The 13,493-nt window shown below is 43.9% G+C and carries 9 protein-coding genes; 6 read left to right on the forward strand and 3 right to left on the reverse strand.

The window, feature by feature from the left end; translation table 11 throughout:
- Nucleotides 1-5 precede the first annotated feature (5 nt).
- From ASE55_RS02995 to ASE55_RS03005, 3 genes are all read right to left on the reverse strand, one after another.
- Nucleotides 6-914, reverse strand: a complete 909-nt coding sequence (locus tag ASE55_RS02995; protein WP_056215370.1) for a universal stress protein — start codon at nt 912-914, stop codon at nt 6-8.
- 210 nt (nt 915-1,124) lie between these two features.
- Nucleotides 1,125-4,859 carry an AAA family ATPase gene (locus tag ASE55_RS03000; RefSeq protein ID WP_056215373.1) on the reverse strand — a complete coding sequence of 1,245 codons (3,735 nt, stop codon included), beginning with the start codon at nt 4,857-4,859 and terminating at the stop codon, nt 1,125-1,127.
- Between the two features lie 6 nt (nt 4,860-4,865).
- Nucleotides 4,866-6,104 (reverse strand): exonuclease SbcCD subunit D C-terminal domain-containing protein, encoded by a 1,239-nt coding sequence (locus ASE55_RS03005; protein WP_056215376.1) that lies wholly within the window; start codon nt 6,102-6,104, stop codon nt 4,866-4,868.
- A 470-nt stretch (nt 6,105-6,574) separates the two neighbouring features.
- On the opposite strand from ASE55_RS03005, the gene ASE55_RS03010 reads away from it, so the two are divergent.
- The 6 genes from ASE55_RS03010 to ASE55_RS03035 all read left to right on the forward strand — a co-directional run bounded on the left by ASE55_RS03010 (nt 6,575) and on the right by ASE55_RS03035 (nt 13,403).
- The gene (locus ASE55_RS03010; RefSeq protein WP_056215379.1) at nt 6,575-7,663 is read left to right on the forward strand and encodes an ATP-binding protein; all 1,089 of its coding nucleotides are present in this window, start codon (nt 6,575-6,577) and stop codon (nt 7,661-7,663) included.
- Between the two features lie 137 nt (nt 7,664-7,800).
- Nucleotides 7,801-8,160, forward strand: coding sequence for a response regulator transcription factor (locus ASE55_RS03015; protein ID WP_056215382.1), 360 nt, complete (start codon nt 7,801-7,803; stop codon nt 8,158-8,160).
- A 32-nt stretch (nt 8,161-8,192) separates the two neighbouring features.
- Nucleotides 8,193-10,685: a PAS domain-containing sensor histidine kinase gene (locus tag ASE55_RS03020; RefSeq protein WP_056215387.1), complete on the forward strand. Its 2,493-nt coding sequence runs from the start codon at nt 8,193-8,195 to the stop codon at nt 10,683-10,685.
- Between the two features lie 437 nt (nt 10,686-11,122).
- Nucleotides 11,123-11,554 (forward strand): hypothetical protein, encoded by a 432-nt coding sequence (locus ASE55_RS03025; protein ID WP_056215390.1) that lies wholly within the window; start codon nt 11,123-11,125, stop codon nt 11,552-11,554.
- A 54-nt stretch (nt 11,555-11,608) separates the two neighbouring features.
- Nucleotides 11,609-11,989 carry a hypothetical protein gene (locus ASE55_RS03030; protein WP_056215393.1) on the forward strand — a complete coding sequence of 127 codons (381 nt, stop codon included), beginning with the start codon at nt 11,609-11,611 and terminating at the stop codon, nt 11,987-11,989.
- A 292-nt stretch (nt 11,990-12,281) separates the two neighbouring features.
- Entirely contained in the window at nt 12,282-13,403 is a 1,122-nt protein-coding gene (locus ASE55_RS03035) for a hypothetical protein (RefSeq protein ID WP_056215396.1), read from the forward strand.
- Nucleotides 13,404-13,493: the final 90 nt, after the last annotated feature.

The raw sequence follows: 13,493 nt of genomic DNA on the forward strand, positions 1-13,493 counted from the left end.
GGTATTTATCCCGGAGAGGGAAGGGTAATATCAAAGCCCGGGCTTTCATCCGGAATTACTTTCTGCACCTCGGTCGTCTTTTTTAAAAAGAACAGGGGAACATCGGTATGGTTGATGATCTGCTTAAAAAAGTTCTCTGAAAATAAAGATTTCCAGTTGTTCTCATCATGGTAATTAAGGATGATGATGTCTGCATGGTCTATTTTTGAGAACTGTGAGATCTTAACCGCCTTTTCACTGGTCAGTATAAAAGAGGTGGAATATTTCACCGTATCTTTTGCCAGCGTGCTCCAGACCGAATTATAGGCTTCTTTTATTACATTCACGTCTTCTTCGCCGCAGATTCCCAAAAGGCTGATTTCTGCATTGTTTTTTCTGGCAATGTTCTGGGAGATCAATAATTTTTCCTGAAGGTTTTCAATCACCCGTACAGGAACCAGTATTTTTCCAAAATCGTAGGTATGGCATTTTTCCGGAACCAGAAGAACCGAGCTGTTGGCCCCGGTCAGGATTTCATACGATGCCGATCCTAAAAAAAGCTCTTTTATCCTCTGCCTGCCCGCAGTCCCGGTAATCACCAGGTCTACTTTTTCAGACGCGATGCATTCATTGATGCTGCTGACGAGGCTGTTGCTCCCGATCATGGTATCCACATGCAGCGAACCGTTCCGTTTCTGTACGGAAAGCTTGATTTCATGGAGTGCACACTCTGCCAGATCCAGGCCTTCCCGGACTTTTTCCGTACCTACTGCCTGCTTCCCGGTTCTGTCGATAATATAATAATTGATGAAATTATGGAACAGGATAATGCGTGCGTTATGCCTGCCTGCCATGTGGACCGCCATTGTAACTGCATTGTCAGATTTCTCAGTAAAATCCACCGTTACCAATATTGTTTTAATTTCAGTTCTCATCTTTTTAAATGTATAAAGTGATACACTTCATTAATAACCGCTAAATAGATGCCATCATGATAATCCATTAAAGATTCGATGATGATTTTGCATTTAACGGATAGTGTAAGTTAATAAAAAATCAGCTGTTTTAAAAAAGAAAACGGGTAAATAAACATTAAGGTGGTATCTAAGTGTTTAATTTTGATTTCGTTACGGCCTGGTGTATATTTAATATCCGGTTACCTCTACCACACTTTTTCCGCTCTGCTGTTTGCTTACTTTAATCTGTACGGGGATCCGTTCCGTCATTTCCTGGACGTGCGAAATAACCCCGACTTTCCGGCCCTGGTTGTGAAGCCTTTCCAGAGCGTCCATCGCAATATTGAGCGTAGCGGGATCCAGGGATCCGAAACCTTCATCGATAAACAGGGATTCCACTTTCATCCGGCTGGATGACAAAGAGGCGAGGCCCAAAGCCAGCGCAAGGGAAACCAGGAAAGATTCCCCGCCGGAAAGCGAGTACACCGTGCGGACCTCATCACCCATATCCTGGTCCACAACCTGCAGGCCGAGGCTGGCCGGGATGCGTTCAATCCTGTACCTCCCGGTAAGGACCTTCAGGTGGACGTTGGCGTAGCCGAGCAGCACATCCAGCGTATATTCCTGGGCAATCTGCCGGAATTTTTTGCCGTCTGCAGATCCGATGATTTCATTCAGTTTCCCCCAGTTTTCCGTAATGGCTGCCTGTTCATTAATGCTTTGCAGGAGGTCGCCGATCCTGCTTTTGTGCATTCCATCCTGTTGCAGGCGGAAACTGATTTCCCCTTTTTTCTGTTTCTTAAGTTCAGCTTCCGTTTCAGCTGTTGATTTTAATGCGTTAAGTTCATCAAGCGGGCGTACGAAAATCCCTTTCTGCTGATGATCCTCTAAAAGCTGTTTCCTTTCAGCCAGCACCGAACCGGCCTTGGTTACCTCTTCCTCAATGGCCTGTATCGCTGAACGTTCGGTATCCAGCCAGTCATGCGGCAGGGTCAGTAATTCATCCAGCTCCTGTAGGTTCAATGTTGCATTGTTTTTTATATTGTACCTGTCCAGCCAGTCCTTAAGTTTCCCGGAAGCTGTTTCCATATCCGCTTTTAATCTGGTTAAAGTGCCTTTCAGTTCCTCCTGCTGCGCATTCGCTTTGGTGAGATTCAGTATCAGCTGCTGATGTTTTGTTTTGAGCGCTTCAAGCTGCTCCTGTGCATCCGATACTGCTGTTTTCAGCTTCCTTTCTGCCTCTTCCGCAGCCTGCCCTTCAAAAATCCCGTCTCTCTGCTGTTTAAGTTGAAGGTAATGCTGCTGCTGTGCAATAAAGATTTCCGTCTTTTCCGTCACCGCTGCGGCAAGGGTCTGCGCCAGGCTTTCCATTTCCCTGAGGGTTGCCTCAAGGATGCCTTTGTTTTTCTCGCACTGCTGCAGTTTTTCCGTGTTTTTCTTCCACCTTTCAGCAAAGTTTTCAATACGTTCTGTAAATGCGGCAGGCGCAGTCTTCCAGCTTTCCATCCAGCCGGGTGCATTAAAATGAAAGGAAAGTGACTGCTCAGCCTCCAGAAGCCCGGAAGATGCTTTGTCTTTTTCCTTGATTCTGCCGTTCTGCTGTTCCTGAAACAGGGCAATGGCTGTTATTATATCTTTCAGCTGTTCCGTAAGGCGGTCAGAGGTTTCTTTAAGCTGATCGATAATATTTTTATCTTTTTCGAGCTGTTGTTTCCGGTCTTTGTAATCCTGAATTTTTGACTGCAGGGACGCCTGTTTAGCTTTCAGATCATTCAGCCGGTTTTCGATCCAGGCTGCCTTTTCAGGATCCGCTACAGAACGGCTTTCTTCCACGATATCAGACTGTTCCCAGGCCTGCTTCCTGTTTTCCAGTGCAGCCTGAAGAGTAATGATGGCTTTATCCTGATCCTGAATAGTTTTGGCAAGTGTTTCACATTCCTGTTCCAACGCATTATGACGGCGGAAAGTGGCCATATAAATACGCTCATGTTCGGCAGAGGAACTTTCCAGTGCCGATAGTACATTTTCCAGTTGCGGGTTCTGTATAACATAGGGATGGTGCGTGCTTCCGCAGACCGGGCACGGCTCATCATCTATAAGTGCAGAACGTAAAGCTTCAACATTTTCAGTGGATGCGAGTCGTGCCTGTTCCAGCATCCGGGCAGATGTTTCCTTCTGGATCTTTTCAGTAGCCATCTGAAGGATAAGCTGGTCCACGGTTTCCTGTTTCGTCCGGTAATCTGACCGGTCTTTCAGCTGTTTCCCGCTTAAGGTTTCACATTCTACCTGCGAAGTATGCAGCAATTCCCAGTCAGCTTTTGCCTGGATGGTATTCTCAATATTCCTGGCGGTCTCCGTTTTATCTTCTTCCAGGGTTTCAATGGGGATCATCAGCAATGCGGCGGCCTGGCCGTCATGGCTTTTTTTCAGCTCCTCCCATTCCTGTTTCTTGGTACGGACAAGCGATTCAAGGTCTGCCTTTTTTGTTTCTGCTTCCGTAATTTTTCCGCTGAGCACAGCCAGTTCATCTGTAGATAACTGCAGGTTTTCCAGTAATTTCTGTGCGTCCTGTAATTTAGAAAGGATGATCTCCTTATTTTCAGCTACTGTGCTCCGGTCCGTATTTTCTGTCTTCCAACCGGTTAAGGTTTTGATTTCTTCTGAAAGCTGACTGAGCAGAGCCTGTTTTTCATTCAGCAATGCCAGATGGTTCCTGCTTTTTTCCGAAGCCTGTTCTGCCTCAATGCCCGTTTTCTCAAGCTGGTCTTTTTTTTCGGATAGTAAGGTATCTAGTTTTCTGGCCTGTTCCAACAGCGGTAAAGCATCCTGGAATGCCTGGTTTTTTGCCTTAAAACTTTTATCCGAATCCAAAAGTTGTGCATCCAGCAGTTCTTTCTGTGCCTGAAGAGCCGCCGCCGTTTCATTTAAACCATTCAGGGTTCCTGTTTTTTCCGAATGCTGGTGCGTGGCATTTTTCAGCGCATCTGCCCAGCTCCGGGTTTGCTGTGCCTGTTCGGCTGCCCACAGCTTCTGTTTCCTTGGAAGGCCATTTGTTTTTGCATCCGAAGCCTCCTGAAATGCAGTCAGGGCTTCCTCCTGTTTAGCCTGCATTTGGGCCAGCTGTTCGTACCAGCTTATTTCTGCTGCCAGGTTCTGCAGGTCCTGCTCAAGACTTTTAAGGCTGGTTTCCAGAACCTTCTGTTCATTAAGTAAAGCCGTCAGTTCCTCTTCGGTGAGGGTAACAATTCCTTCTTTCCGGAAATGAAGGTCACGGAGTTTCTGTTCTTCAGACTTGAATTTTTCATAAATCTTTTTCGAAATCTCAGAATACACGGAAGTTCCCGTCAGTTTTTCAAGTAATGAAGATTTTTCATCCTTGCTGGCTTTCATAAAAGCCGTAAAATCGCCTTGTGCCAGCAAAACGGAACGGGTAAACTGATCAAAATTCAACCCGACCAGCCGTGCGATTTCATTCAGTGTTTCCTGTTTCTTACCCGGAATTACAGTGCCTGAAGTAATATTTGTAAGGGTAACTGTGTCAGACTGCATACTGCCTTCCGCCTTATTCCGGGCACGCCTCACACTCCAGCCAGCACGGTAATCCTGTCCGTCGATACCTCTGAAATCCACTTCGGCAGATCCTTCAGCGGTGCCGTCCCGTAAAATACTCCGGACATCGCCCTGGCTGAGTGTGCTTCCCTGAACATCCCGTATTTCTATTCCTGTTTCCCTGGCCTGAATATAGCGTGGTGTTTTTCCGTACAGAGCAAGGCACAAAGCATCCAGTATGGTGGATTTCCCGGCCCCGGTGGCTCCGGTAATCGCAAAAATTCCGGCTGAACATAAGGGTTCGGCAGTAAAGTCTATTTCAGTGCGGCCTTCCAGAGAGGCCAGGTTTTTTATCCGTATGGCAAGTATCTTCATGGTATTCTATTCTGCATTATTGTTACTGATTTCCTGTGTTACCTGTCTGAAAAGCTCCATCAAATCATCAGGAACGGCGCTGTTGTACCTGGACTGATAGGCTTTTTCAAAAATATCAGGAGGCTGCAGCTCATTGAGCTGTTCCTGTGTGATGAGTTCAGGCACTTCCTTTGCTGAAGCAGGATATATTTGATGAATTGTAGCCAGTTTTACATGTTTTCCTTCTACAGCTGTTTCAATTTTGTGGCGCAAAGCCGGTTTAGGGCCGTCAACCAGTACCTTAACTTCCAGGTATGGAGCAACTTCCGGATTGTTCTGGGCTGCAGGCAGCTGTTCCAGCAAAGCAATGACTTCATGCAGAGGAAGCGGGGAAGGCGATATCCGCTGAAGCGGAACAAAAAGTGGGATTTCTATGGATTTAAGTTCGTTTATTTCCGAATCCAGTTCGAAAACAATGACCTGATGTTTATAATTGAGCTCTGAAAATGACATCGGCAACGGGCTGCCCGAATACCTAATATGTTCTTTGCCGCCGATCCTCTGTGCTTTATGGATGTGGCCTAATGCTACATATCTGATATCCGGATGGAAAGCGGTAGCCGGAATGCATTCCACGCCGCCCATAATCAGGCGTTCGGTCTTATCCAGGTCTGTTACTTCGGCATGGTGGGTGTGAAGGTGTCCCATAGCAATGATGTTTTGCCCTTCCTGTTTCTTTTGTTCTGCATAATCGAATGCTTCACGATACAGGGCCGCAATGCCTTCAGTATAAGGGTTTTCGCAATCGGGAATAACCGGGTAGTCGCCCATCCGTAAAAAAGGGATGGCCAGGCACCAGGTTTTGATATTTCCGGAAGCATCATATAAAGGAATCACCAGTTTTTCATAATTGATTTTTCCTTCTCCATCTCTTTCTACTGTTCCGATAATATGGATGTTGGAAGATTCCAGAAGGGGTTTCGGAGCTTCCAGACGGGATGCTGAATCATGGTTGCCGGCAGTAATCACAATCTGTAAACCCGGCCTGGCTCCGGCTGCCCGATTTAGAAAGGTATAAAACATCTTTACTGATGCTGCCGAAGGGTTTGAAATGTCGAAAACATCCCCGCTGACCAGCAGGACATCAATCTGTTCTGCCTTTATGGTAAGCACCAGCCAATCCAGGAACTGCCGGTGTTCGGCATTGCGGTCGTATTCGTGAAACAGCTGGCCGATGTGCCAGTCTGCAGTATGGAGAATCTTCATAAATCGGTCTTTTTGCAGGGCATTTTTTTATTATTGATTGACAATGCCCCTCATTCATTCTTCAATCCCAGTGCAGGTAATCCGGCTGTTGCCGGTTGAAGCAGACTCAACTGCTTAGAAAAACTATTCCGCAGGATGAGGCTTCACGCAGAGCGGATTAACAGACAGCAAAGTAACAAATAATTTAAAGCCGGTCAAGTCATCAGTCCTGATTCGTTAAAATTTTATTGATGAGGTACAATCGTCTATTTTAATGTCCTGTAAAAATAAAATAAAGGATGCTTTTTTATTTATGGGAAACCGTAAATAAAGGTGTGGGTAGCCTTTACGGGACTCTTATATTATTGAGTATTGTCTGCTCCAAAAGTATGGCAATAATTAGATTTAATAAAAATCTTTTAATCAGTATGATATTAAACCATTTTTGTAACTTCCGGTTGAAATTAACCCTATCACAATCACATTCCGGTATGCATAGCAAGAACAGACAAATCAATACTTTGACAGACCTGAATGAGGAACTGGAAAATTATTTTCGCAATACCATTATTCCACAGCTTTTTGTAGACCGGTCACTGATCCTCCGAAAGTTTACCCCGCCCGCTATGAAGCAGTTCAGGCTGAAAGAAGGGGATATTGGGAGAGCGCTTGCCGATGTGGCGGAAAATTTCAGGTTTCCAACATTTATAGATAATATAAAGCATGTAATAGTAACCGGTGAGATCCTGGAAAAAGAAATCCAGACTACGGACCGCCGGTGGTACCAGATGAATATCCTGCCTTATATTACACGTGTAGACCAGCTTAATAACGGTGTAATCATTACTTTTATTGATATCACTTCCCGGATAGAAGATCTTGCGGAACAGGAAAAATTAGTGGCCGAACAGGAGCTGCTGCTTGATACCATCGCCCATGATATTAAAACACCGCTGACCAGCCTCGGACTGAACATTGAAATGATGAAAAGGCTCCCTGAAAATGGGATGGGAAGATTTCCGCAGCTTGTGGGTAATCTGGAACAAAGTTTGCTTAAAATGAAGTCAGTTGTTAACGAGCTGATTGACTCCCGATGGCAGGGCCAGAAATACCAGCCGACGGAAGAACTGATCGATTTACAGAATATTATCGAAGATGCACGGCTTACCCTGGCCCCGCAGATTACGGAAGCAGAAGCAAAAATCACGTATGATATTCAGGTTTCCGAAATATTATTTGTCAGACGCAAGCTGCGGAGCATCGTTTACAACCTGTTGAACAATGCCGTTAAATACCGTTCGGATGACCGGAAGCCCGATATAAAAATCGCATCCACAGCGGAAAACGGTTTTATGGTGATTAGTGTTGAGGATAACGGAATAGGAATCCCATCCGACTTAAAATATAAAATTTTTGAAAAATACAACCGTGTTGCTGACCGGGAAGAGGGAAACGGAGTAGGATTGTATCTGGTGAAGGAAATTATAGAAACAAGCGGAGGCCGGATTGAAGTGGAAAGTGAAGAAGGTAAAGGATCAGTATTTAAAGTATACCTGAAACTGAAAAATCAGGATGTCTGAATTTTGGAATACAAAAGCCATTTCAGACCTTTATATGAATAAAGATATCTGAATCCGGACCGGTAAAACTTTCCTGTGTGAGAAATTTTAACGGAATGTTAAAGTAATAAGCAGATAATGCTACAGACGCTCAATGAATGAATAAAAATATATGTGTCCTTGAGGACAGTGAAGAAATTATGGAGCTGATCCATATGATTTTAGAACAGAACTACAATGTATACGGTTTCACCACCGTGTCCAGATTCATGTCCGGTTATGCAGAAATAAACCCTGATCTTTGCCTGCTTGATGTCATGCTGCCGGACGGCAACGGATTGGAGGTGTGCAACAGCCTTAAAAATAACGGATTATCTAAAAATCTACCCGTGATTATTATGACCGCCAATGCCGGGATACAAAACATGAAAGAGAGCTGCCTGGCGGATGATTTTATCGCAAAACCTTTTGATATTGATGATCTCATCAGTAGGATCGGGGTCCATATCCAGAATTAACAATTAAATAAACCACATCATAATCTATTTACATGCACAGCCCAACCCGACTGGAAAAAACGGATCTTTTAACCATTCTCTGTCTCCGTGCTGAGCATCCTGTTGCAGTATATACCGGGGAAGAGATCTTGATAGAGCTTGCCAATCCTGCCATGATGGGGGCATGGGGCAGAACCGGATCGGTTGTCGGGCTTACGCTTTCTGAAGCCCTGCCTGAAATCTCCAACCAGCCCTTTGTCACGATGTTAAAGGAAGTATGGAATACCGGTGTGGATAATGTGGGAAAGGCAATTCCGGCTGAACTGTTTGTAGACGGAAGGCTGCAGCAGTATTATTTTGATTATTCTTATCTTGCGGTAAAAGATGAACACGGAAAGGTATACGCTATTTACCATACCGCGAAGGATGTCACCCAGGAAGTGCTTGACCAGAAAGAGCTGGAAGAAGCGAGGGAACGTCAGGAACTTCTTGAAAGAGAACAACGGCTGAACGAAGAGCTTGCCGCCGCCAATGAAGAGCTGCAGGTTACCAAAACAAGCCTCAGCATTCTAAATCAGGAGCTTGAAGCCCGGGTCATCCAGCGTACGGAAGAACTGTCCCGTTCAGAAAGCCGCCTTCGATTCCTTTTATCTGATGCACCGATTGCCATAGCTGTTTTTCATGGCAGGGAACTGATTATCGAATCCGCCAACAAAAAAGTACTTGAAGTATGGGGCAAGTCTGATCATGTAATAGGGCTGCCGCTGCATATAGCCGTTCCAGAGCTGGTGGGCCAGGATTTCCTGCAGATCCTTGATGACGTGTATACCGGCGGAGAGGCTTTCTACGGGTACGAAGTGAAGGCTATGCTGGAACAGAAAGGAAAGATGGAAGAAGTCTACTGTAACTTTGTGTACCAGCCTCTGAAGGAAGAATCCGGAGCAGTCAACAGTATTATGCTTACCGCAAGCGTGGTTTCTGAACAGGTGATATCAAGAAATAAAATACAGTCGTTAAATGAAGAGCTGCTGGCTATCAATGAAGAACTGAGCAGATCGCAGGAACTTCTGCTGATGTCCAACCTTGATCTGACCACCAGTGAAAACCGTTTAAATAAAATACTCAGCGACCTTCCTGCACCGGTAGTGGTACTTACCGGCCCGGATCAGATAATTTCCACCACAAACCAGGCATTGCTTACTTTCTGGCAGCGTACGACAGATGAGGTATTGGGAAGGCCGATGCTGGAAGTATTCCCCGAACTTAAAAACCAGGTGTTCCCCGGCCTTTGGAAACAGGTGCTGGAAACAGGTGCATCTCTTCAGAAACGTGAGCAGAAAGTCATATTCAAAAATAAGCTTACCGGCGAAGACAGGATTGTATATGTGGATTATTTTTATCAGCCCCTTACGGATCTTGCCGGGCAGATCACCGCTGTGCTGGCAACTGTTCTGGATGTTACGGAAAAAGTAAGGTCAAGGAATATTATTGAAGAAGCGGAGGCAAAACTCAGGCTGGCCATTGATTCTTCTGAACTGGGCACCTGGTTTATTGACGCCGAATCCAGAACACTTAATGCATCTGCGCGTTTAAAGGAAATATTCGGTTTTTATTCTGATGAAGACATGTCTTTGCAGGCAGCATTCGGTCAGATTCTGCCGGAATACAGGGATGAGGTTGTTTCCGGACTGGATGCCGCCATTACAACGGGCAGCAGTTTTGATATGGAATATTCGCTGAAGGGATTCAGGGACGGCAACATCCGCTGGGTACGTTCAACCGGAAAGCTTTACAGCGAAGATGTCTTCAGCAAAGCCAATTTTTCTGGAACCGTACAGGATATTACCCAAAGGAAACTGGAAGAACAGCGCAAGGATGATTTCCTAAGCATTGCCAGCCACGAGCTGAAAACTCCGGTTACTGCTTTGAAAGCATCCCTCCAGTTGCTGAACCGCTACCGCGATAATATGTCGCACCCGATGGTTCCGCGGCTGGTAGACCAGTCTAATGCCAGCGTACTGAAAATTACAGGATTAATTGATGACCTGCTCAATACCACCCGCACCAATGAGGGGCAGCTCCATCTGAATTACCGCCGGTTCAATGTGTATGAAATGCTGGATGCCTGCTGTTCCCACATCCGGATCCGCGATAAGCATGAACTGATTTTACAGGGTGTTAAAGACCTGATTATTGAAGCGGATGAGGCACGGATTGACCAGGTCGTAATAAATTTTGTAAATAATGCTGTTAAATACGCACCTGATCAGCGTGAGATTTATCTGATTGTTGAAGATCTGGGAGACCGCGCAAAAATTTCCGTAAAAGATTCAGGGCCGGGTATTCCGGCAGATAAGATTCCGCACCTTTTCGACCGCTATTACCGGGCAGATTACTCCGGCGTGCAGTATTCAGGGCTCGGGCTCGGGCTTTACATCAGTGCCGAAATCATCAGAAAGCACCGTGGCGAAATAGGCGTAGACAGCGAGCTGGGCAAGGGCAGTACTTTCTGGTTTACTTTGCCTTTGCATAAAAATTTGGCGTAACAGGATTTTAAAGTTCGATACAGAAAGTTATTAATCAGATAACTTTTATATTTATCAATACAGATTCGATAATTCTAAATTATGGTGGCTGAAATTTTGAATCCTTCCGGGTATGCAACCGCAATATACTTACATATTCTTCTTACCGTTTATTTATTAAAACAATATTTTATTGTTATTTCGTCTGTTTTTTATTGTTTTTAGAGACTGTAATTATATATTTGTACCGGCGTAAAGACAAACAGCCTTTGTGGAAAATTAAAATTTTACAGTATTTAATACCTGTTGTTATTTAACAATGAGAAGATGTCCTGAATAATAATCAAAGGAAAAATGTTGAAATGGGGCATCCCGTAATTGTGAATTAAAGAATGTTTATATTATTGTAATTGATTGCAATCAGAAGTTAATAATTAATACTCAAAAATTAAATTATAATGAAAAAATGTTTTTTAGCCGCTATGATCGGCTTTACAGGATTGCTCAGTGCAAATGTGCCGGAAATTAAAGCTGCTTTTTCTGAAGTTGAAAATTCACAAGACAGTCATCTTTTCAAGAGGATTAAAATTGATGAAACCATCACGGATACCCATGGTACCCAGTGGCATATTTATGGCTGGGTGGATGTTTCAGTAAGCTGGTCGGGTCCCAAAATCAATCATTACGATGTCCATATGACAGGTGGCGGACACCACCACCATTTCCAGGGTAAGGTAGTAAGAGAGGAAGTAAAAGACGGGACTATCAGAAATACAGTCGACGGTTCTTTAACTGATGAAGATTCCGGCACAGAGGTAGCCATTGACAGCAATATTAAAACGCTACTGTATCAGTTGAATGAAAATGTAATCAGGAACAATCCGGAATAAAGTAAATAATCATTAGCGGGAATTACAGTTCCCGCTAATTTAAATACCATACCTATGAAAAATATCTTTTTATGTTCAGGAATATTAATATGCCTGTCATTTAGCGAGTTTCAGAAAAATGAATTTTTAGGAAACTGGAATATCATTGATTCTTATAATATTGAAGAAACCGGTGTAAAGGAGATTGCTTTACACAGTATGATTAAGAAAAAAATAACAGAACAAAGGAGCCAGATCATTTTTACTGCCGACAGTATTATGATTAAGCAAAATGATATTATTTCTGACAGGAGTAAGGTCAGGGACCTGAGAAAAATCAACAGAGACAGTCTGGTTTTTAAGTTTGATGACCATATTGCCTCATTCAGGTTAAAAAATAACAGGACCGGTATTTTAACAGTCGATAAAAAAGCTGTTTTCCATATTGAAAAATAAATAAAAGCACCGGGCAGAGGTGCTTTTTTTGTTATAAAACAATTGATTACTTTTATAAACCTGATAATTTGAAAACAGGCTTCCGTTTGCAGCCATCATTTTATTTTATCCATCATGTCCGTACGCGATAAAATGATTTTAACAATCAAAACCCATATATCCTTTAATATCTCTGCACATTATCACTCAAAAATTAGATTTAAATTGGATAATTCTGCAAATAGGGAGCTTACAGGGCCATTAACTCAATAAATTTTTGTTTTTTTGCACAACTTTAATTTTAGATAAAAATATGTCGGAGTTTGATGAGATCAGGTCTTTTTATGATCATGAAGTGAATGGTGCCTTGGAGAGTATTGCCAGGCATCCCATGATGCACGCGTTAATGCAGTTTACTTTCCCGGATTCTGAAGAAGATTTTTGGCTGGACAGGTTTAAAAACGCCCAATCCATCAGCGATTTTCAGCATCAGTGTATTTCGCAGACGGTACGGCAGATTCTTACCCAGAGCTCGGAAGGCTTAACGACCTCGGGGTTTGATCACCTGGATAAAAACACCTCCTATCTGTTCATTTCCAACCACAGGGACATTGTTCTGGATACTTCTTTACTCAATCTGGTGCTGCTGGATAAAGGACTGATTATGACGTCTTCAGCCATCGGGGATAACCTGGTCCACAAAAGGTTCCTGCATGTTCTGGCAAAATTAAACCGTAATTTTTTAGTACAGAGAGGTTTACCCATCCGGGAGCAGCTGAACAGCTCAAAACTGATGTCCGAATATATTTACAGCTTACTGCAGTCTGAAAACCGTTCTGTCTGGATTGCCCAGAGGGAAGGCCGTACAAAAGACGGAAACGATGCTACCCAGCAGGGTGTCCTGAAGATGCTGGCCATGGCAGCGGGAAACCGGCCGTTGGCTGAGTTTTTTAAATCGCTCAGGGTGGTTCCGCTATCCATATCGTATGAATATGACCCTACCGATGCCCTTAAAATGCCGCAGGTGATGGCAAAATCTAAAAATGAAGTGTACATCAAAGATGAGGATGAAGATTTTAAAACGATGCTGAGCGGGGTATTGGGACAAAAGAAACGCATTCACCTGCACGCCGGAAACATTCTGGAGACCGAGTTTGATGAAATTGCCTCAGTAACCGAAAATAAAAACAAGCAGCTTCAGGCGATTGCAAAAATGATAGACCGCTCTATTATTGATAATTACAAGCTTTGGCCGACCAATTATATTGCCTTTGATCTGCTGAACGGTTCAGACACCTATTCCCAACATTACAAAGAAGAGGAAAAACAGCTTTTTGAACGGCGCCTGGAAATGAGGATTGACAGTTCCGATGCCGATCTGAAGAAGAGCTTCCTGGAAATGTATGCCAATCCTGTGGCTAACAAATGCGGATAAATAGGAGAGGAGCGGAAGAGCTGCTGAATCAATATAGGTTATTCTGAAAAAGAACCATTGGAAATTCTTTTTAAATTGAAAGCGCGGCAA

Source organism: Chryseobacterium sp. Leaf201 (assembly GCF_001421435.1).
GTDB lineage: Bacteria > Bacteroidota > Bacteroidia > Flavobacteriales > Weeksellaceae > Chryseobacterium.

What these genes read in the sequence shown, in the direction of transcription:
- ASE55_RS02995 (WP_056215370.1), bottom strand. Translation starts at nt 914, where the DNA reads ATGAGAACTGAAATTAAAACAATATTGGTAACGGTGGATTTTACTGAG.
- ASE55_RS03000 (WP_056215373.1), bottom strand. Translation starts at nt 4,859, where the DNA reads ATGAAGATACTTGCCATACGGATAAAAAACCTGGCCTCTCTGGAAGGC.
- ASE55_RS03005 (WP_056215376.1), bottom strand. Translation starts at nt 6,104, where the DNA reads ATGAAGATTCTCCATACTGCAGACTGGCACATCGGCCAGCTGTTTCAC.
- ASE55_RS03010 (WP_056215379.1), top strand. Translation starts at nt 6,575, where the DNA reads ATGCATAGCAAGAACAGACAAATCAATACTTTGACAGACCTGAATGAG.
- ASE55_RS03015 (WP_056215382.1), top strand. Translation starts at nt 7,801, where the DNA reads ATGAATAAAAATATATGTGTCCTTGAGGACAGTGAAGAAATTATGGAG.
- ASE55_RS03020 (WP_056215387.1), top strand. Translation starts at nt 8,193, where the DNA reads ATGCACAGCCCAACCCGACTGGAAAAAACGGATCTTTTAACCATTCTC.
- ASE55_RS03025 (WP_056215390.1), top strand. Translation starts at nt 11,123, where the DNA reads ATGAAAAAATGTTTTTTAGCCGCTATGATCGGCTTTACAGGATTGCTC.
- ASE55_RS03030 (WP_056215393.1), top strand. Translation starts at nt 11,609, where the DNA reads ATGAAAAATATCTTTTTATGTTCAGGAATATTAATATGCCTGTCATTT.
- ASE55_RS03035 (WP_056215396.1), top strand. Translation starts at nt 12,282, where the DNA reads ATGTCGGAGTTTGATGAGATCAGGTCTTTTTATGATCATGAAGTGAAT.